Origin of the sequence: Oceanobacillus sp. FSL K6-2867, assembly GCF_037963145.1 — a bacterium.
Classification (GTDB): Bacteria; Bacillota; Bacilli; order Bacillales; family Amphibacillaceae; genus Oceanobacillus.
Genome location: NZ_CP150144.1, coordinates 4,058,018 through 4,076,414 on the forward strand (window position 1 = coordinate 4,058,018; position 18,397 = coordinate 4,076,414).

At 38.0% G+C, this 18,397-nt stretch carries 17 protein-coding genes; all 17 read left to right on the top strand.

Features of this window, described 5'->3' with window-relative positions; all coding sequences use genetic code 11:
* Positions 1–97 precede the first annotated feature (97 nt).
* The 17 genes from NSQ77_RS19635 (at position 98) to NSQ77_RS19715 (ending at position 18,304) form a co-directional block, all read left to right on the top strand.
* Entirely contained in the window at positions 98–823 is a 726-nt protein-coding gene (locus NSQ77_RS19635) for a GntR family transcriptional regulator (protein WP_339227765.1), read from the top strand.
* 113 nt (positions 824–936) lie between these two features.
* Complete coding sequence (locus tag NSQ77_RS19640; protein ID WP_339227766.1) at positions 937–2,052, top strand: BMP family protein; 1,116 nt, start codon at positions 937–939, stop codon at positions 2,050–2,052.
* A 179-nt stretch (positions 2,053–2,231) separates the two neighbouring features.
* Entirely contained in the window at positions 2,232–3,770 is a 1,539-nt protein-coding gene (locus NSQ77_RS19645; RefSeq protein ID WP_339227767.1) for an ABC transporter ATP-binding protein, read from the top strand.
* Positions 3,757–4,803, top strand: a complete 1,047-nt coding sequence (locus NSQ77_RS19650; protein ID WP_339227768.1) for an ABC transporter permease — start codon at positions 3,757–3,759, stop codon at positions 4,801–4,803. The genes NSQ77_RS19645 and NSQ77_RS19650 overlap by 14 nt, the downstream gene beginning before the upstream one ends.
* Positions 4,804–5,757, top strand: coding sequence for an ABC transporter permease (locus NSQ77_RS19655; protein WP_339227770.1), 954 nt, complete (start codon positions 4,804–4,806; stop codon positions 5,755–5,757).
* Positions 5,758–5,894: 137 nt separating this feature from the next.
* Complete coding sequence (locus NSQ77_RS19660) at positions 5,895–7,184, top strand: pitrilysin family protein (RefSeq protein WP_339227771.1); 1,290 nt, start codon at positions 5,895–5,897, stop codon at positions 7,182–7,184.
* Positions 7,177–8,460 carry a pitrilysin family protein gene (locus NSQ77_RS19665; RefSeq protein WP_339227772.1) on the top strand — a complete coding sequence of 428 codons (1,284 nt, stop codon included), beginning with the start codon at positions 7,177–7,179 and terminating at the stop codon, positions 8,458–8,460. Before NSQ77_RS19660 ends, NSQ77_RS19665 begins: the two co-directional genes overlap by 8 nt.
* A gap of 15 nt (positions 8,461–8,475) precedes the next feature.
* Entirely contained in the window at positions 8,476–9,192 is a 717-nt protein-coding gene (locus NSQ77_RS19670; RefSeq protein WP_339227773.1) for an SDR family oxidoreductase, read from the top strand.
* A gap of 116 nt (positions 9,193–9,308) precedes the next feature.
* Entirely contained in the window at positions 9,309–9,560 is a 252-nt protein-coding gene (locus tag NSQ77_RS19675; protein WP_339227774.1) for a DUF3243 domain-containing protein, read from the top strand.
* A gap of 279 nt (positions 9,561–9,839) precedes the next feature.
* On the top strand, positions 9,840–10,631 hold the full coding sequence (locus NSQ77_RS19680; RefSeq protein WP_339227775.1) for a DUF3388 domain-containing protein: 792 nt from the start codon (positions 9,840–9,842) through the stop codon (positions 10,629–10,631).
* Positions 10,632–10,823: 192 nt separating this feature from the next.
* Positions 10,824–11,738, top strand: a complete 915-nt coding sequence (locus NSQ77_RS19685; RefSeq protein WP_339227776.1) for a helix-turn-helix domain-containing protein — start codon at positions 10,824–10,826, stop codon at positions 11,736–11,738.
* A 307-nt stretch (positions 11,739–12,045) separates the two neighbouring features.
* Positions 12,046–12,627 carry a CDP-diacylglycerol--glycerol-3-phosphate 3-phosphatidyltransferase gene (gene pgsA, locus NSQ77_RS19690; protein ID WP_339227777.1) on the top strand — a complete coding sequence of 194 codons (582 nt, stop codon included), beginning with the start codon at positions 12,046–12,048 and terminating at the stop codon, positions 12,625–12,627.
* A complete protein-coding gene (locus NSQ77_RS19695; protein WP_339227778.1) occupies positions 12,624–13,871 on the top strand; it encodes a competence/damage-inducible protein A in 1,248 nt (415 codons plus the stop codon). The genes pgsA and NSQ77_RS19695 overlap by 4 nt, the downstream gene beginning before the upstream one ends.
* Positions 13,872–14,042: 171 nt before the next feature.
* Entirely contained in the window at positions 14,043–15,101 is a 1,059-nt protein-coding gene (gene recA / locus NSQ77_RS19700) for a recombinase RecA (protein WP_339227780.1), read from the top strand.
* Positions 15,102–15,405: 304 nt separating this feature from the next.
* Positions 15,406–16,968 carry a ribonuclease Y gene (gene rny / locus NSQ77_RS19705; protein ID WP_339227782.1) on the top strand — a complete coding sequence of 521 codons (1,563 nt, stop codon included), beginning with the start codon at positions 15,406–15,408 and terminating at the stop codon, positions 16,966–16,968.
* Positions 16,969–17,140: 172 nt separating this feature from the next.
* Positions 17,141–17,938 carry a TIGR00282 family metallophosphoesterase gene (locus tag NSQ77_RS19710; protein WP_339227784.1) on the top strand — a complete coding sequence of 266 codons (798 nt, stop codon included), beginning with the start codon at positions 17,141–17,143 and terminating at the stop codon, positions 17,936–17,938.
* A gap of 105 nt (positions 17,939–18,043) precedes the next feature.
* Positions 18,044–18,304 carry a stage V sporulation protein S gene (locus NSQ77_RS19715; protein WP_011066027.1) on the top strand — a complete coding sequence of 87 codons (261 nt, stop codon included), beginning with the start codon at positions 18,044–18,046 and terminating at the stop codon, positions 18,302–18,304.
* Positions 18,305–18,397 lie beyond the last annotated feature (93 nt).

Genomic DNA, 18,397 nt, shown 5'->3' on the forward strand with positions numbered 1-18,397 from the left:
TTATTCAACTAATAATGGTAAGATAAATGACGGACAAAATAGTCATACGTCAGAGGTCAGATCTCTTGGATTGCAGTTAGAGGAAAGAGGGGATTTTGTGTCGATTAAAACGGATTCAAGGCATTTATATTTACAAGTCATCGACGAAATAACAAAAGATATTGAAAACGGCAAATATAGAGAAAAAGAAAAACTGCCATCAGAGTATCAATTGTCAAAACAATTAGGCGTTTCCAGAGCTACGTTAAGAGAAGCCCTGCGCATTCTTGAAGAAGACAATGTCGTGACGCGAAGGCACGGGGTTGGTACCTTTGTAAATTCGAAACCGATTTTTTCATCAGGTATTGAGGAGCTGAGCAGTGTTACTCAGATGATTGAACAATCTGGTAAAATCGCTGGCTCACAATATTTGTCTACAGAGTTAATTGAGGCAACAGATGAAGATAAAGCAAAATTTTCCCCAAGAAAAGTGAATACTCTGGCTAAAATTGAAAGAGTCCGTACTGCTGATAATAAGCCCGTCGTATTTTGTATTGATAAGGTACCGGAAAATTTGATACCGCTTGATCGAGTCCATGAGGAAGATTCTATCTTTGAACTTTTAGAAGATTATGCGAATAAACGTATTGCGTACGCTGTTACATACATAGAACCAATCAGCTATCATGACCGAATCTATAGTATTTTAGACTGTGTACCAGATCAATCACTTCTTTTGCTGAAACAGATTCATTATACAAGCAAAGATGAAGCCATCCTATATTCAGCCAATTATTTTCGTTCAGACATTTTCAGCTTTCATGTTCTGAGAAAGCGTGTATAACACCTGGAAAAAACTGAATTTTTAGGAGGTGGTGGGCAGGAATAGGAAGGGTTTACGGTGATTTTTGTTCGAATTTTAGTTTTACCTATCTCAATTATTTAGGGGGCATTAAATTGAAGAATCGTAAGTTTATTCTATTGTTTACTTTATTGCTTAGTCTTGGAATTGTTTTAGCTGCATGTGGAAGCGGTTCAAATGAGGACAACACAACGGGCTCAGACGACAATAAGGATAATGCAGATAATGCATCATCTGAAGAGGATTACAGTATTGCAATGGTAACAGACCAAGGTGGGGTAGATGATAAATCATTTAACCAGTCTGCGTGGGAAGGTATCCAAGCATGGGGAGAAGAGAATGGATTATCAAAAGGTAGTGGATTCAATTATGCGCAATCCGCATCCCAAGCAGATTTTATGCCAAACATCACGCGACTTGTTAGGGATGAGTACAACTTAATTTTCGGGACTGGTTTCCTTTTAAAAGAGGATATTCAAAAAGCCGCGGAACAATTTCCGGATACGTATTTTGCAATTGTAGATGATGTTGTAGAAGCTCCAAATGCACTTAGTGTTACATTTAAAGAGCACGAAGGCTCTTTCTTAGCTGGTGTTGCAGCAGCCAATAAAACAAAATCAAATAAACTTGGATTTGTTGGCGGAATTGATTCCCCTCTAATCACAAAATTTGAAGCAGGCTTTATTGCAGGCGCAAAATCTGTAAATCCTGATATTGAAGTAGATGTTCAGTATGCTGAAACATTTGATGATGCAGCAAAGGGTAAATTAATTGCATCCAATATGTACAGTAATGATGTTGACGTTATTTACCATGCATCTGGTGGAACTGGAAACGGTGTATTTAACCAAGCAAAAGATATTAAACAAAATGACGCTGATCGTGAAATCTGGGTAATCGGTGTAGACGCTGACCAGCATGAAGAAGGCCAAATTGGCGACCATAACGTAACATTAACTTCCATGGTAAAGCGAGTGGATGTTGCTGTACAGGATGTTGGTAAAATGCTGCAAGCAGGCGAATTCCCTGGTGGAGAACACTTAGAATTCGGGATAGAAGAAGACGGTATTTCAATTGCTGAAACAAATGCAGATGCATTTACTGAAGATATTAAGAATGCTGTTAATGAATGGCAAGAAAAAATTCTTAACGGAGATGTAGAAGTACCTCAGACACGTGAAGAATTAGAATCATTTTTAGATGCACTTTAATAAATAAAGAAGAAGGCTAATCGCTTTTAGCCTTCTTCAATCATGTTAAATAAAATTTTCAACTAAAGAGGATTAATATTAATTATTAATAGAGGTTGTACTAATAGTCCTTTTTATTTGATAATTTTATAACAAAGTGAGCAGCCAAGATAATAAGGTTAACAAAGGGGTGAGAACCGGTGGAATATGTAATTGAAATGTTGAATATACGCAAGGAATTTCCTGGAATCGTAGCAAATGATAATATTACAGTCCAGCTCAAACAAGGTGAAATTCATGCACTGCTAGGAGAGAATGGTGCTGGAAAATCCACATTGATGAATGTGTTATTTGGTTTATACCAGCCGGAACAAGGAGAAATTCGTGTTAAAGGTAAAAAGGTAAATATTACGAACCCGAATATTGCGAATGATCTTGGAATTGGGATGGTGCACCAACATTTTATGCTTGTTGAGCCATTTACAGTGACTCAAAACATAGTTCTCGGAAGTGAACCAACTAAAAAAACGGGTGTTATTAATGTTGAAAAAGCCAGGAAAGATATTAAGGAAATTTCCGACCGCTACGGACTGAAGGTCGATCCAGATGCAAAAGTAAGTGATATTTCAGTCGGTATGCAACAGCGTGTAGAAATTTTAAAAACTTTGTATCGTGGAGCCGAAGTACTTATTTTTGATGAACCAACTGCAGTATTAACACCTCAAGAGATAAATGAACTAATGGAGATTATGCGTTCACTTATTAAGGAAGGTAAATCTATTATTCTTATAACACATAAACTTAAGGAAATAATGGAAGTTTGTGACAGGTGTACGGTTATTCGCAAAGGAAAAGGAATCGGCACTGTAAATGTTGCGGAGACAAACACAAATGAATTGGCATCACTTATGGTTGGTAGAGAAGTACATTTCAAAACAGAGAAGAAGCAAGCGGAGCCTCAGGGAACTGTTTTAACGATAGAAAATCTAGTTGTAAAAGATTCAAGAAAAGTAGAATTAGTTAAAGGCCTGAATCTTGAGCTTCGTGCTGGAGAGATTGTCGGAATTGCCGGTGTAGACGGTAATGGACAATCAGAATTGATTGAGGCAATAACGGGACTGCGCCAAGCAGTATCGGGAAGTATTAAGCTTAAAAATAAAAACATTACCAATAAGAGTCCGAGAAAGGTAACAGAGAGTGGTGTTGGTCATATACCACAGGACAGGCATCGATTTGGACTTGTGCTGGATTATTCTATTGGTGAAAATATTGTGCTGCAAACCTATTATAAGAAGCCTTATTCGAAGGCAAAAGTATTGAATTACAAAGCAATCTATGAGAAAGCAGAAAAGATTATTAAAGAATATGATGTTCGTACGCCGAGCGTCCTCACGAAGGCAAGGGCTCTTTCTGGCGGTAATCAGCAAAAAGCAATTATTGGTCGCGAAGTGGATCGATCACCTGATTTATTGATTGCTGCCCAGCCGACACGAGGACTGGATGTAGGTGCTATTGAATTTATTCATAAAAAATTAATTGAAGAACGTGATAAAGGAAAGGCAATTCTATTAATTTCTTTTGAACTAGATGAAATTATGAACGTCAGTGATCGAATTGCAGTTATGTTTGATGGGAAAATTGTTGCTGAAGTGAAGCCAGAAGAAACGACTGAACAGGAGCTTGGACTGTTGATGGCTGGAAGTCAGGTTAAGGAAGGTGATTCAAATGCCATCCAATAAATTGTTTACACTGCTGGTACCAATCGTTTCTGTTTTAATGGGATTGATTGCTGGTGCAATCATCATGCTGGTTTCTGGTTTTAATCCGATTGATGGCTATACTGCATTATGGAATGGCGCATTTGGAGATTCCTATACTATTGGCGAAACGATTAGAAGAACTGCTCCTTATATTCTTACAGGGCTTTCTATCGCATTCGCATTTCGTACCGGGTTGTTTAATATCGGTGCAGAGGGACAGGTTATTGTAGGCTGGTTAGCAGCAGTTTGGGTAGGAATAGCAATTGATGCGCCAATGTATATTCATTTACCGCTTGCAATTCTTGCAGCAGCAGTTGCTGGTGGTTTATGGGCTTTTGTCCCAGGAATTTTAAAGGCGAAACTTGGGGTTCACGAAGTAATCGTAACAATTATGATGAACTATATTGCTTTATTTACAACGAATGAAATTATAAGAAAAGTATTAACAGATGGACTTACGACAACTGATTCAATTGCTCCGTCAGCAACACTTGCTTCCGAGTGGATGCAAAGCCTTACTTTCTATTCACGTGTTCATTATGGTATTTTAATCGCATTATTTGCAGCTGTCATTATGTGGTTTATTATTCAACGAACAACGATTGGTTATGAACTAAAATCAGTTGGATTTAATCAGCATGCTTCACGCTATGCTGGGATGAATGTAAGTAAAAATATTATATTGTCGATGGTTATTGCTGGTATGTTTGCAGGCTTAGCGGGGGCAATGGAAGGGCTAGGAACCTATGGAAACATATCCGTAACGGCAGGATTTTCTAATTTAGGGTTTGATGGAATTGCTGTTGCGCTTTTAGGAGCCAACACTGCGATCGGAGTTGTTTTTGCAGCTTTCTTGTTTGGTGCACTTAAAGAAGGAGCTGGTGAAATGCCAACAGGAGCTGGAATTCCGACAGAGCTTGTAGATATTATCATTGCGCTAATCATTTTCTTTGTAGCATCTAGTTACATTATTAGATGGGTAATCGTCCGCTTTAAAAAGGAGGGGAAATAAATGATTGAAATACTGCAATCTGTTATCCCTACAGCGTTATTTTATTCAGCTCCTTTAATCTTAACGGCATTAGGCGGCGTTTTTAGTGAACGTTCTGGTGTTGTAAATATTGGTCTTGAAGGTTTAATGGTGATGGGTGCATTTGTTGGAATTGTATTTAATTTAACTTTTTCAGATGTACTTGGAGTATGGACGCCTTGGGTATCTATTCTCGTAGCGATGGCCGTTTCAGCTGTTTTTTCTATTATTCATGCCGTAGCATCGGTCTCTTTCCACGCAAGCCAAGTTGTTAGTGGTGTAGCGATTAATATGCTCGCACTCGGTATAGGGGTTTATCTGACAAAACAATGGTATGGGAAAGGGCAAACAGATATGGTTGCTCAACCATTTTATACAACAGACATACCTTTACTATCAAAAATACCAGTACTTGGTTCAATCTTATTCCAAGGGATTTATATTACATCTTATTTGGCTATTATTTTAGCTTTTGTTGCTTGGTTTGTATTGTACAAAACACCATTTGGCTTAAGGCTGCGTGCTGTTGGGGAACACCCAATGGCAGCTGATACAAACGGAATTAATGTCAGTAAAATGCGTTATATCGCAGTTATTCTTTCTGGAGCTCTAGGAGGATTAGGAGGATCGGTATTTGCACTTACAATCGCATCTAATTTCTCTCATTCTACAATTGTTGGCCAAGGATTTATGGCACTTGCAGCTGTTATTTTCGGAAAATGGCATCCTCTTGGAGCGATGGGAGCAGCATTATTCTTTGGTTTCGCTCAAAGTCTGAGTGTTATTGGATCGAACATTCCAATTTTACAGGATGTACCCCAAATATTCTTGTTAATCGCACCATACGTGCTAACAATTCTTGCTTTGGCAGGTTTTATTGGACGTGCTGATGCTCCACGAGCGAATGGTGAGCCATACATTAAAGGCAGCAGATAAGAATATAAATGTTATAACAGTAACTGACTTGCTTAGCATAGCAAGTCAGTTTTTTTTACCGTATAATGGATGATAAATGGTAAATTTGTGCAAGATATTTGAGGAGATATAAGAATATGTATTATCGGAGGGTGCCAATGGATACAATTCAAGAGAATCGCTTTGACGAACAAGGTCTTAAGCTTCATTTTATTCAAACGAAAAAGTTTAAAACGATTAATATTGTAGCGAAAATTAAAGCTAAATTGGAGAAGGAGACGATTACAAAGCGAGCGTTGCTTCCTTATATTCTGAAGCAAGGAACAAAAACTTATCCAGATAGAAGTTCAATGCAGTTAAAGTTAGCTGATTTATATGGCGCAGTTTTAACTGCAGATGGTAGTAAAAAGGGAGAAAATCACATTATTACCGTTCGTCTTGAGTTTGCAAATGAAAAATTCGTCCCTGACGCATCGAACGTGATGGATGAAGCAATTCAGCTATTCAGCGAAGTGCTCTTTCATCCCAATGCAGGCGCAAATGGGTTCGATGATGCCGTTTTTAAACGTGAAATCGGTACATTAAAACAAAAAATAAATGCGATTCAAGATGATAAAATGAGTTATGCGAATATGCGCCTGATTGATGAAATGTGCAGTGAAGAGGCTTATCAGTTGCATGTACATGGCTATGAAGAAGATTTAAATACCTTAACTAATGAAGATTTGTTCAGCTATTATAAGCAAATGCTTGAACAAGATAAGATGGATATCTATGTACTTGGAGATTTTGCTGAAGAAAAAGTGAAGCATTTAATCATGGATACAATGCAAAGAACGGAGCAGGTAGTTAGAGCCGAATCGGCAACGCCTGTCAGAAAATCGGTGGAAGAGCAGCAGGAAATAATCGAGAAGCAAAAAGTACAGCAAGCAAAACTGCATATTGGTTATCGTACGAATACGACATATCAAGATGATGCTTACTTTGCCTTGCAAGTTTTTAATGGGCTGTTCGGAGGCTTTCCAAGCTCGAAATTATTTATAAATGTCAGAGAAAAAAATAGTCTGGCCTATTATGCTTCTTCAAGGCTGGAAAGTCATAAAGGATTATTATTTGTTTTTAGTGGAATCGCCCCAAATGATTTTGAAAAAGCAAGAGATATCATTCGATTGCAAGTGCAAGCAATGAAAGACGGTGATTTTACAGAACAAGAATTGAATGAGACAAAGGATTTAATTATTAATCAGTTAAAAGAAACGATGGACCATCCGCAAGGCTTAATTGAAATACTATATCAGCAAGTTATTGGAAATCGTCTGATGACACCAGATGAATTGCTTGAAGGCATTAAAAATGTCACGAAAGAAGAAATCGTTCATGTTGCAAGCAAAATCGAAGAAGATACTGTGTACTTATTAACGAATGAAGGAGGGGATCAGGATGAATAAAGAAACCTATGAAAGTATTGGAGAAACACTTTATTCAGAAAAACTCGCTAATGGATTAACAGTGTTCTTACTGCCGAAGCCAGAAATGACTAAATCATTTGGCATTTTTTCAACGAATTATGGTTCCATTGATCAAACGTTCGTTCCTTTAGGTGAAACAGATGAAGTTACTGTTCCAGAAGGAGTAGCACATTTTTTAGAGCACAAGCTATTTGAAAAAGAAGACCGAGACGTTTTTGCTGATTTCGGCAAACAAGGTGCATCGCCAAATGCCTATACATCATTTACGAAGACCGCCTATTTATTTTCAGCAACAAGTCAAATCGAGAAGAATGTGGAAACACTAATAGACTTTGTACAGGATCCATACTTCTCTGATCAGTCAGTGGAAAAGGAAAAGGGGATTATTGCACAGGAGATTAAAATGTATGATGATCAACCGGATTGGCAGGCCTTTATGGGTACAATTAAAAGCATGTTTCAAAATCATCCTGTAAAAGTCGATATTGCAGGTACAGTGGACTCCATTACTTCTATAACAAAAGAGGATCTGTATACGTGCTATCATACGTTTTATCATCCGGAAAATATGACGCTATTCGTTGTGGGAAATTTTGAAGTGGAGCCGATGATGGAAATGATAACATCAAACCAGCAGAAAAAGACTTTTGAAAAAATGGCTGAATTGAGGCGAGATTTTCCTGCGGAGCCGCGAGAAGTTGCAATGAAGGAAAATACGATTCAAATGCCAGTATCGATTCCCAAATGTACAATTGGGATTAAAGATTCCAATTCTCACCTCGACAAAGCTGAATTTTTAAGAAAAGATCTACTAGGAAGCATGATGCTAAGTCATTTCTTTTCTACTGGAGGGGAATTTTATCAAGAATTGTACAAGGCAGATTTAATCGACGATAGTTTTTATTTTGAAACAAACCTTGAGAGGAATTTTGGATATTCGATGATTGGCAGTAATGCAGCTCAACCGGAGGAATTTGCAGCTAAAGTAAAGGAACAATTATTATCAACGAAAAATTATGTGTTAACAGATGAAGTGTTTGAACGTATGAAAAAGAAAAAAATCGGTCAATTGTTGCGTGCGATGAATTCACTTGAATTTATTGCGAATAAATATATCCATTACCATACACTGGGAATTAATTTGTTTGAAGTTATTCCTGCAATTCAGGCACTATCACTAAAAGATGCACAGGATTTCTTAAAAGTATGGATTGCTGAGGAACGACTAGCAGTATGTACAATAAGTGCCTCATAAGGATAGGAAGAGACGATGGGGAAAAATATATTAATTATCGGAGCAAGCGGTGATATTGGATACGCAATCGCTGAACGTCTTGCTCTGGATGGCTACCGATTATTGTTGCATTATCATAAAAATAGAACTGGCATTGATTTGCTGCGGGAACGTCTAACGAATGAATCAGTGCTTGCTGTGATTCAGGCAGATTTAAGCAATCAAGATGAGATTAAGCATTTCTTAACAAAGCTGGTCTTTCCAGTGGATGGTATTATCTTTGCAGGCGGCACTGCTTATTACGGATTATTGCAGGATACTTCAGAAGAGGCTATGGATACGCTGTTAGCATTACATGTGAAAGCACCATGGATGATTACCAAACATCTTTTGCCGCCAATGATAGCAAGCAGGAAAGGAAATATCATTATGATTACTTCAATCTGGGGAAATGTTGGTGCTAGTTATGAAGTCATCTATTCTTCTGTTAAGGGTGCGCAAAACAGCTTTATAAAGGCCTTGGCGAAGGAAGTAGCCCCTTCTGGGATTTCTGTTAATGGGATAAGTCCAGGTTACATTGAAACGAAGATGAATCATCATTTAACGGAAGAAGAAAAGCAAGCAATTATAGATGAAATTCCAATGAGCAGAGCAGGCCAGCCCAGCGAGGTAGCTCAAACGGTCAGTTTTTTGCTTGATGAAAGGTCAGCCTATATTCAGGGAGAAATTATTAATATAAATGGAGGCTGGTAGGGCGTCCAGGTGTTAGACATTTTATTTTATGTGTTGTTTGTTTGTTCATTTGGCTGTATAAATTACGCCAACCTTCATATACTATGCAAGATATTATGAATGAAGGAGGCTCACTAATGTCTGTATTAGATAATTTTGATACGTGGAAAGGTTTTTTGGCCAATCGAATTCAGCAAGCGCAGCAGCAAGGTATGGATCAGCAAACAATGTCAGCGGTCGCTGCTGAAGTAGGTGATTATCTTGCTCAGAGCGTTGATGCTAAAAACAGCGAGGAAGCGGTTTTAAAAGAGCTATGGAACGCTGCAACTGAACAAGAGCAGCAAGCTATTGCAAATATAATGATTAAGCTTGTCCAAAAACAGCAATAAGAAGCCGGCGATTGTAAATCTTATAGAATAAAGGGCTATATAGTATCTACTATATGGCTTTTTTATGTATAAGCTAAAAATTATATGAAAACTATGGTAATTGCTATTTAGAAAAAATGAAAATAATGTTATATTACTTATAGAGGTTTAAAGGTTATCAATGTGGTGTATCAAGCTTAATGTTTTAACTGTTACTAATGTGGAATATATGTAATAAATTATTATCCGAGCTATCAATTGCTTAATATAAATAAAGTATGTAAAATAAAGGGGCTTATTATGGATAGGACAGAATGGTATCTTGAATACGAAATTCAAATTAACCGTCCTGGTTTACTTGGGGATATTTCTTCTTTATTAGGGATGCTTTCGATTAACATAATTACAATAAATGGTGTTGAGAATGCCCGAAGAGGTATGCTGCTCTTATCCAAACACGATGAAAATATAATGCGTTTAAAGTCCATTCTGCAAACAATGGATACGATTAAATTATTTAAATTACGGAAACCTAAGCTTAAAGATAAAATGGCAGTTCGTCATGGGAAATATATACATACTGACCACGACGACAGGAAAACGATTCGATTTGTTAGAGATGAATTGGGACTTCTTGTTGATTTTATGGCAGAGCTATATAAGCAAGATGGTCATAAGCTAATCGGGATTCGCGGAATGCCCCGAGTGGGCAAGACGGAATCTATTGTAGCTGCTAGTGTTTGTGCAAGTAAACGCTGGTTGTTTGTATCAAGTACAATGATTAAACAAACAGTTCGTAATCAATTAATTGAGGGAGAATATAATCAAGATAATGTATATATTATTGATGGGGTTCTCTCCAAAAGAATGGCTAATGAGAAACATTGGCAATTAATCCGCGAAATTATGCAGCTGCCCACGGTTAAAGTAGTTGAGCATCCAGATGTCTTTGTGCAGTCTACAGAGTATAGTATGGACGACTTTGATTATATTATTGAGTTACGCACAGATGTAAATGAAGAGATTACATATGAACCGGTAGAGCGAGATCAGTTCAGTAATAATAATGGCTTTTCAATGTTTGATTTCTAAAAGTTCATGTTGAAAAAGTTGGATAAAAAGGACCAAAAACTCAAGGCAGCGAGGTTTTGAGTATTGGAGCTTCCAAGGATGTGATAACTTCGACGTTCGGCACTGGACGTGTCGGCAGTTTGGTCGAAGTTCAACTGAGGTGTCCTTTGTGCCAGACTTTTTGAACTACCTATAAAATGGAAGGTGTTATATATGGATGTAGGGGCGAAGCTGAAAGAGGCACGTCTTGCTAGTGGGTTATCTTTGGATAGTCTGCAGGAAACGACAAAAATTCAAAAAAGATATTTAGTGGCAATCGAAGAAGGAAACTTGCATATTTTGCCTGGCAAGTTCTATGCAAGAGCATTTATTAAAGAATATGCAAATGCAGTAGGGTTAAATCCCAATGAATTACTAGAAGAACATAAAGAAGAAATTCCAAGTACAGAAGAAGAGAATGTACAATATACAAGAATGCAGCGGACAAGGAAAGAAAATCATACTGAGAAGAATTCCGGTGGCATAGCTTCCCTAATCCCCACTATTATTGTAGTTTTATTGATTATAGGTATTGTCTTTGTTGCTTGGTGGTTTATTCGGGAAAATATGGCTGGGGATTCAGCAAATCCAGTAGAGGAACCAGATGATAATGTGATTATTACAAATCCGAATGATACAGGTTCAGGGAATGATGATGCTGAAAACAAAGCAGATGGTTCAGCTGAAAATGCAAATAAAGAAGAAAACGAAGAGGACTCTCAGGAAGAATCAGATGCTCAAACAGAGCCTGAGTTTAATGTTACAGAGGAAGGAACTGGTTCTCAGCCGGTTTCTACAATCGAAATGACAAATGGCGGTGACGAAATAATTCTTACATTGGAATCTGCTGATTCTGAACATCATACATGGTTAGAAATCCGAGAAGAAGGTGGAGAGTCATTTTATAATAGCAGTTTTTCAGCTGACGAATCGCCGGAAGAAATTGATATCAGTGATGCAGAAACAATTTCCTTTAATGTGGGGTACGCTCCTGCTTTAAAAATCTCTATTAATGGTGTTGAGCTGGAGTACCCTGCTGATGCTGAACAGTATGTACATCAGCGCTTGAATTTAAATATTGCGCGTTAAAGTTTATATGGCAGGTTGTTGTAGAAACTGAATACCATAGACAAAGTGAAACCACTTTCAGTTAGGCGTCCTTTTGGCTCACTGAATGTTATTGCAACAAGGGAGATACGCTGGCCCTTGAACAAAATCAGGAATTTACGGGCTGTTTTATTCCCCCACACCATCACTTCTATTGGTTCCCTCGTATTTTAGATGTGAGGTATTACAGCCCCGCTAATGTGTGATAAAACCCTTCCCTTTACCTATGTGGAAGGGTTTTTATATCAGTTTTATCAATCAATTTAAAAATTTAGGAGGAAACAAACAAATGAATTTACCAAATCGACTCACATTATCACGTATTATGATGATACCAATTTTTATCCTTTTACTTAGCTTGCCTTTGGACTGGGGGACATGGGATATCGGAGCTGCAGATTTACCGGTTGCACATTTTGTAGCTGCCTTAATTTTTATTATCGCAGCGGGCACGGATTGGATTGATGGTTATTATGCAAGAAAATATAATTTAGTTACCAATTTAGGAAAGTTTATGGACCCCTTAGCAGATAAATTGCTTGTTTCAGCTGCGCTTATTTTGTTAATTGAGATGGGGTTAGCACCAGCTTGGGTTGTTATCATTATTATAAGCAGGGAATTTGCAGTAACTGGATTACGCCTCGTTGCTGCGGGTGAAGGAATTGTACTTGCTGCAGGAAAAATGGGTAAATTGAAAACAGCCACACAAATGATAGCTATTGCAGTTTTATTGCTCCATAACTTTCCCTTTGCATATATTGATTTTCCGTTTGGTATGATTATGTTATATATCGCATTGTTCTTTACAGTAATATCCGGTGTTGATTATTTCGTTAAAAACTGGCATGTGATGAAGGAGTCGAACGAATGAAACAATTAAAAGCAGAAATTGTGGCAGTTGGTACAGAGTTGTTGCTTGGACAAATTGCGAACACGAATGCACAATGGTTATCCCAGCAACTGGCACAGTATGGGATCAATGTCTATAATCATACTGTCGTAGGAGACAATTTAAACCGTGTTGAAGAGGCGTTTTTGCAAGCACAAAATAGATCCGATATTATTATTGTTACTGGCGGTCTCGGCCCAACCGATGATGATTTAACAAGAGAGGCTTTCCAGCAGGTAAGTAAGCTGGAAATGGTGGAGCATCAAGCAACACTCGATAAAATTGAAAGGTATTTTAAGAATCATACTTCAAAGATGACTCCAAACAATCGCAAGCAAGCACGAATTTTTAAAGGATGCACTGTATTGGAAAATAATGCAGGAATGGCACCGGGAATGAAAATAGAGCTGGAAGGAAAGGTATGGTATTTCCTTCCGGGAGTTCCAAGAGAAATGAAACGGATTACAACGGACGAAATTGTGCCGTTCTTGCGTAATTTGACTGGTGATGAGCAGATGATAAAGTCACTAGTGCTGAAATTTATTGGTATTGGCGAGTCAACATTGGAGCATGAATTAAAAGATTTAATTCTTGAACAAACTAATCCAACCATTGCACCGCTTGCTCAGGATGACGGAGTCGTTATCCGATTAACAGCAAAAGGGGCATCTGAGAAGCTGCTTGATGAACTGCTCGGAAAAACAAAAGAGCAGATTTTAGCAAGGGTCGGTGATCACTTCTTTGGGGAAAATGATCAGACAATCGAACAAGTCATTGTGCAGCTGCTGCAGAGTGAAAATAAAAAAATTGCCGCTGCTGAAAGTTTAACTGGTGGGATGTTTACCGAAAAAATTATATCTGTAAGCGGAGCATCATGTGTGTGCCCTGGTGGGCTAGTATGTTATGATGCAGCAATCAAACAAAATATTCTCGGTGTAGCTGAGCAAACGATTCAGGAGAATGGCACTGTCAGTGAAGCGTGTGCAGTTGAGATGGCAGAACAGATTCGAAAGAAGTTTGCTTCACAAATTGGAATCAGTTTTACAGGTGTAGCAGGACCTGATGAAATAGAAGGCCAGCCAGCAGGGAAAGTTTATATTGCTATTTCTGATGTGAATGGTTTTAAAGAAGTAGAATCATTTTTGTTTAATGGCGCACGTTCTGCCATTCGGAAAAGAGCAAGTTTGAAAGGTTTGGAGCTTTTATTTAATTATTTAAAATCATAAAATAGAGCAGTTTTTAGTGAGAAATAATAGTTTAGCTGTTTGAATGTGTTAAAAATACGAATCATGGATAATTTTTACTTCGAAAATATAGGAACATCTATTCGTTTTTTGCTTGGCAAATGCCGAAAAAACATGTATGATGAATATAGATAAATCAAGGAGGTAGTTTCGTTGAGTGATAGAAAACAAGCTTTAGATATGGCTTTGAGACAAATAGAGAAACAATTTGGTAAAGGCTCCATTATGAAACTCGGTGAAAATGAAGCACAGAAAATAGCAACCATCCCTAGTGGATCGCTAGCGTTGGATGTCGCATTAGGTATTGGTGGATACCCGCGTGGAAGAGTTATTGAAATATATGGACCGGAGTCATCAGGTAAAACAACCGTTGCACTCCATGCAATTGCTGAAGCACAAAGACAAGGCGGACAAGCTGCTTTTATTGATGCTGAGCATGCGTTGGATCCAATTTATGCGAGAGCCTTAGGTGTAAATATCGATGAATTGCTTTTATCGCAGCCTGACACAGGTGAGCAAGCACTGGAAATCGCAGAGGCACTTGTACGAAGCGGTGCTGTAGATATTATTGTTGTTGACTCAGTAGCTGCACTTGTGCCAAAAGCAGAAATTGAGGGTGACATGGGGGACTCACATGTTGGGTTGCAAGCACGATTAATGTCACAAGCGTTAAGAAAACTTTCCGGAGCAATTAATAAGTCAAAAACAACGGCGATTTTCATTAACCAAATTCGCGAAAAAGTAGGCGTTATGTTCGGAAACCCGGAGACAACGCCAGGTGGACGTGCACTTAAGTTCTATTCTTCTGTTCGTTTAGAGGTACGTCGTGCAGAAACATTGAAAGCTGGAAATGATGCAGTTGGAAATAGAGCTAGAATTAAGGTTGTTAAAAATAAAGTAGCACCACCATTCAAACAAGCTGAAGTCGATATTATGTATGGTAAAGGAATTTCGAAAGAAGGAGAAATTCTTGATATCGGTTCTGAACTGGATGTAGTGCTTAAGAGTGGTGCATGGTATTCCTACAAGGGAGAAAGACTGGGACAAGGCCGTGAAAACTCAAAGCAGTTCCTATTAGAAAATGAAGCAATCACGAATGAAATTCATGGCGAAATTCGTAAGCACTATAACTTGGACGATGATGGTACAGAAGCAGAAGAGAAATCGAGTGACAGCAAAGAAACAACTGAGCAGGAAACTTTGGATATGTAAGCATATAAAACCTTGATCGGTTGTTTATCGCATGATCAAGGTTTTTTATTTTGCTGGAAAAGTGAAAAATAGAATCAGCATTATTATACCGATTTATTCATAATTTCAGAGACCGAACCACAATTTGGAAAGTTTTTATACATATAGCCATGGGTTTTCTTGACATTAGCTGTTTTCACAATTAAAATTAAAGATGTATAATTTTATAATTCTATTATAAAGTTACTTTAATGTTTAATGCATTCAGAATGTTACATGCCGACAATATGAATTGTACAACTTTATAGCAATAGGAGGTGAAATCATGGACATTATTCTTTTAATCATCTCCATTTTGCTTGCTCTGATCGTCGGTATTGTTGTTGGTTATCTGATACGTAAATCTATTGCAGAAGCTAAAATTTCCAGTGCGGAAACCTTCGCAAAACAAAAGATGGAAGAAGCTCGCAGAAATGCAGATGCGATTAAAAAAGAAGCGCTTCTTGAAGCAAAGGATGAAAATCACAAGCTTCGTCAGCAGACAGAAGAAGAGTTACGTGAGCGTCGAATGGAAGCTCAAAAACAGGAAAACCGTCTGATGCAAAAAGAAGAAAACCTGGACAGAAAAAGTGAAACATTAGACAAGCGTGAATTAATGTTAGAGAAGAAAGAACAATCTCTGACAGACAGACAACAACAAATTGAAGAAATGGAAAGCAAAGTGGAAGCTATGAAACAAGAGCAGCAAACTGAGCTTGAGCGCATTTCAGGATATACAACGGACCAGGCTAGGCAGATTATTTTAGAACGAATCGAAAAAGAAACAAAACATGAAGCTGCTGTAATGATTAAGGAAGCTGAAAATAGAGCGAAAGAAGAGTCGGACAAGAAGGCGAAAAGCCTCCTTTCTCTAGCTTTACAGCGTTGTGCGGCTGATCACGTTGCAGAGACAACCGTTTCTGTCGTTAACCTTCCGAATGATGAAATGAAGGGTCGTATTATTGGTCGGGAAGGTCGTAACATACGAACTTTAGAAACGTTAACAGGTATTGACTTGATTATTGATGATACACCAGAAGCGGTTATATTATCTGGTTTCGATCCAATAAGGCGAGAAACAGCTCGAATGGCATTAGAGAAGCTGGTACAGGATGGTCGTATTCATCCAGCAAGAATCGAAGAGATGGTCGATAAAGCCAGAAGAGAAGTTGACGAATATATACGCGAAGTTGGAGAAGAGACAACGTTTGAAGTTGGAATACATGGATTACACCCAGATCTAGTAAAAATACTTGGTCGTCTAAAATATCGTACAAGCTATGGACAGAATGTACTGAAACACTCAACTGAGGTTGCTTACTTGTCTGGATTGCTCGCTGCAGAACTTGGTGAGGACGTGACATTAGCGAAAAGAGCTGGATTGCTTCATGATATTGGTAAGGCGATTGATCACGAAGTGGAAGGCAGTCACGTTGAAATTGGGAAAGAGCTGGCAATCAAGTACAAAGAGCATGAGGTTGTCATTAATTCGATTGCATCCCACCATGGCGATGAAGAAGCTACTTCAGTTATTGCAGTACTGGTAGCCGCAGCCGATGCGTTGTCTGCTGCAAGACCAGGTGCAAGAAGTGAGACACTTGAAAATTACATCAAACGTTTAGAAAAGCTTGAAGAAATTTCCGAGTCCTTTGAAGGAGTAGAGAAATCATTCGCTATACAGGCTGGTAGAGAAATTCGAATTATGGTAAGGCCTGATGAAATTGATGATATTGAATCTGTTCGCGTAGCACGTGATATACGAAAACGGATAGAATCAGAGCTCGATTATCCTGGTCATATTAAAGTGACAGTTATTCGGGAAACAAGAGCAGTTGAATATGCGAAATAAGAAAAAAGAGCACAGATATCTTAAACGGTATCTGTGCTCTTTTACGTGCCTAATGCAATGAAATAAAACATCAGCTAGTGTAGTTCAGACGCTTAATACTCGTGCTATTTTTTGACAATCAGCTTTCAATGTGAAAAACTTATACTATTATAAACGATAGGATGATAGAACGATGAAAATTTTATTTATTGGTGATGTTGTTGGTTCACCAGGGCGTGACATGGTTCAAGAATATTTGCCTCGATTGAAGGAAAAATATCGCCCGAATATGACAATTATTAACGGCGAAAACGCTGCTTCTGGTAAAGGAATTACAGAAAAGATTTATAAACAATTTTTGGAATGGGGAGCTCAAGTAATTACGATGGGTAATCATACTTGGGATAAAAAAGAAATCTTTGAATTTATTGATGATGCGAAATACATGATTCGGCCAGCTAATTTTCCGGAAAATAATCCGGGAAAAGGAATCGTCTATATTAATATTAATGGAAAAGAAGTAGCTGTTATCAATCTTCAAGGAAGAACATTTCTTCCGGCAATTGATGATCCGTTCAAAAAAGCAGATAAATTAATTGAAGAAGCTAAAAAAAGAACGAATCTTATTTTTGTTGATTTTCATGGAGAAGCAACAAGCGAAAAGCAGGCAATCGGATGGTACTTAAATGGAAAAGTAAGTGCAGTTGTCGGTACACATACACATACTCAAACTGCGGACGAACGAATTTTACCAGGCGGAACTGCATATATATCAGATGTCGGGATGACTGGCCCTTATGATGGAATTTTAGGAGTGGACCGGGAAGCGGTACTTAAACGGTTTTTAACATCTCTTCCAGTACGTTTCGAAATAACAAAGACGGGTAGAACACAATTAAATGGAATAGTTGTTACAATTGATGATAATTCGGGTAAAGCAATTAAGATAGAACGGATTATTATCAATGAAGATCACCCATTCTTCGGTTGATTAATTGAATTCTTAGAATCTTAGATGCATAATAGGGAATAAGCTAACATCTCCACGAATATAGTAGCAATATAACTACATTAGCGCATGAAGGAGGTACTAGTAATGGAAGTATTAAAAGTTTCAGCTAAATCAAATCCAAATTCAGTAGCAGGCGCACTTGCGAATGTCTTAAGGGAGCGTGGCACAGCAGAAATTCAGGCGATTGGTGCAGGAGCACTTAATCAATCTGTAAAAGCAGTAGCCATTGCAAGAGGGTTTGTCGCACCAAGCGGAGTGGATTTAATTTGTATCCCAGCATTTACGGATATTTTAATTGACAATGAAGAACGTACGGCCATTAAGTTAATAGTTGAACCAAGATAGTGTGACGAATTTAGTAACCTTCCTATTATTGTTAGGAAGGTTTTTATTTGCTCTCTAGTTAGAAGTATTGTTAAATTTAGTTAGAAGCTTTAT

Excerpts from the sequence above, each read along its gene's own strand:
- NSQ77_RS19650 (WP_339227768.1), top strand. The coding sequence starts at position 3,757 with ATGCCATCCAATAAATTGTTTACACTGCTGGTACCAATCGTTTCTGTT.
- NSQ77_RS19655 (WP_339227770.1), top strand. The coding sequence starts at position 4,804 with ATGATTGAAATACTGCAATCTGTTATCCCTACAGCGTTATTTTATTCA.
- NSQ77_RS19660 (WP_339227771.1), top strand. The coding sequence starts at position 5,895 with ATGGATACAATTCAAGAGAATCGCTTTGACGAACAAGGTCTTAAGCTT.
- NSQ77_RS19665 (WP_339227772.1), top strand. The coding sequence starts at position 7,177 with ATGAATAAAGAAACCTATGAAAGTATTGGAGAAACACTTTATTCAGAA.
- NSQ77_RS19670 (WP_339227773.1), top strand. The coding sequence starts at position 8,476 with ATGGGGAAAAATATATTAATTATCGGAGCAAGCGGTGATATTGGATAC.
- NSQ77_RS19675 (WP_339227774.1), top strand. The coding sequence starts at position 9,309 with ATGTCTGTATTAGATAATTTTGATACGTGGAAAGGTTTTTTGGCCAAT.
- NSQ77_RS19680 (WP_339227775.1), top strand. The coding sequence starts at position 9,840 with ATGGATAGGACAGAATGGTATCTTGAATACGAAATTCAAATTAACCGT.
- NSQ77_RS19685 (WP_339227776.1), top strand. The coding sequence starts at position 10,824 with ATGGATGTAGGGGCGAAGCTGAAAGAGGCACGTCTTGCTAGTGGGTTA.
- pgsA (WP_339227777.1), top strand. The coding sequence starts at position 12,046 with ATGAATTTACCAAATCGACTCACATTATCACGTATTATGATGATACCA.
- NSQ77_RS19695 (WP_339227778.1), top strand. The coding sequence starts at position 12,624 with ATGAAACAATTAAAAGCAGAAATTGTGGCAGTTGGTACAGAGTTGTTG.
- rny (WP_339227782.1), top strand. The coding sequence starts at position 15,406 with ATGGACATTATTCTTTTAATCATCTCCATTTTGCTTGCTCTGATCGTC.
- NSQ77_RS19710 (WP_339227784.1), top strand. The coding sequence starts at position 17,141 with ATGAAAATTTTATTTATTGGTGATGTTGTTGGTTCACCAGGGCGTGAC.
- NSQ77_RS19715 (WP_011066027.1), top strand. The coding sequence starts at position 18,044 with ATGGAAGTATTAAAAGTTTCAGCTAAATCAAATCCAAATTCAGTAGCA.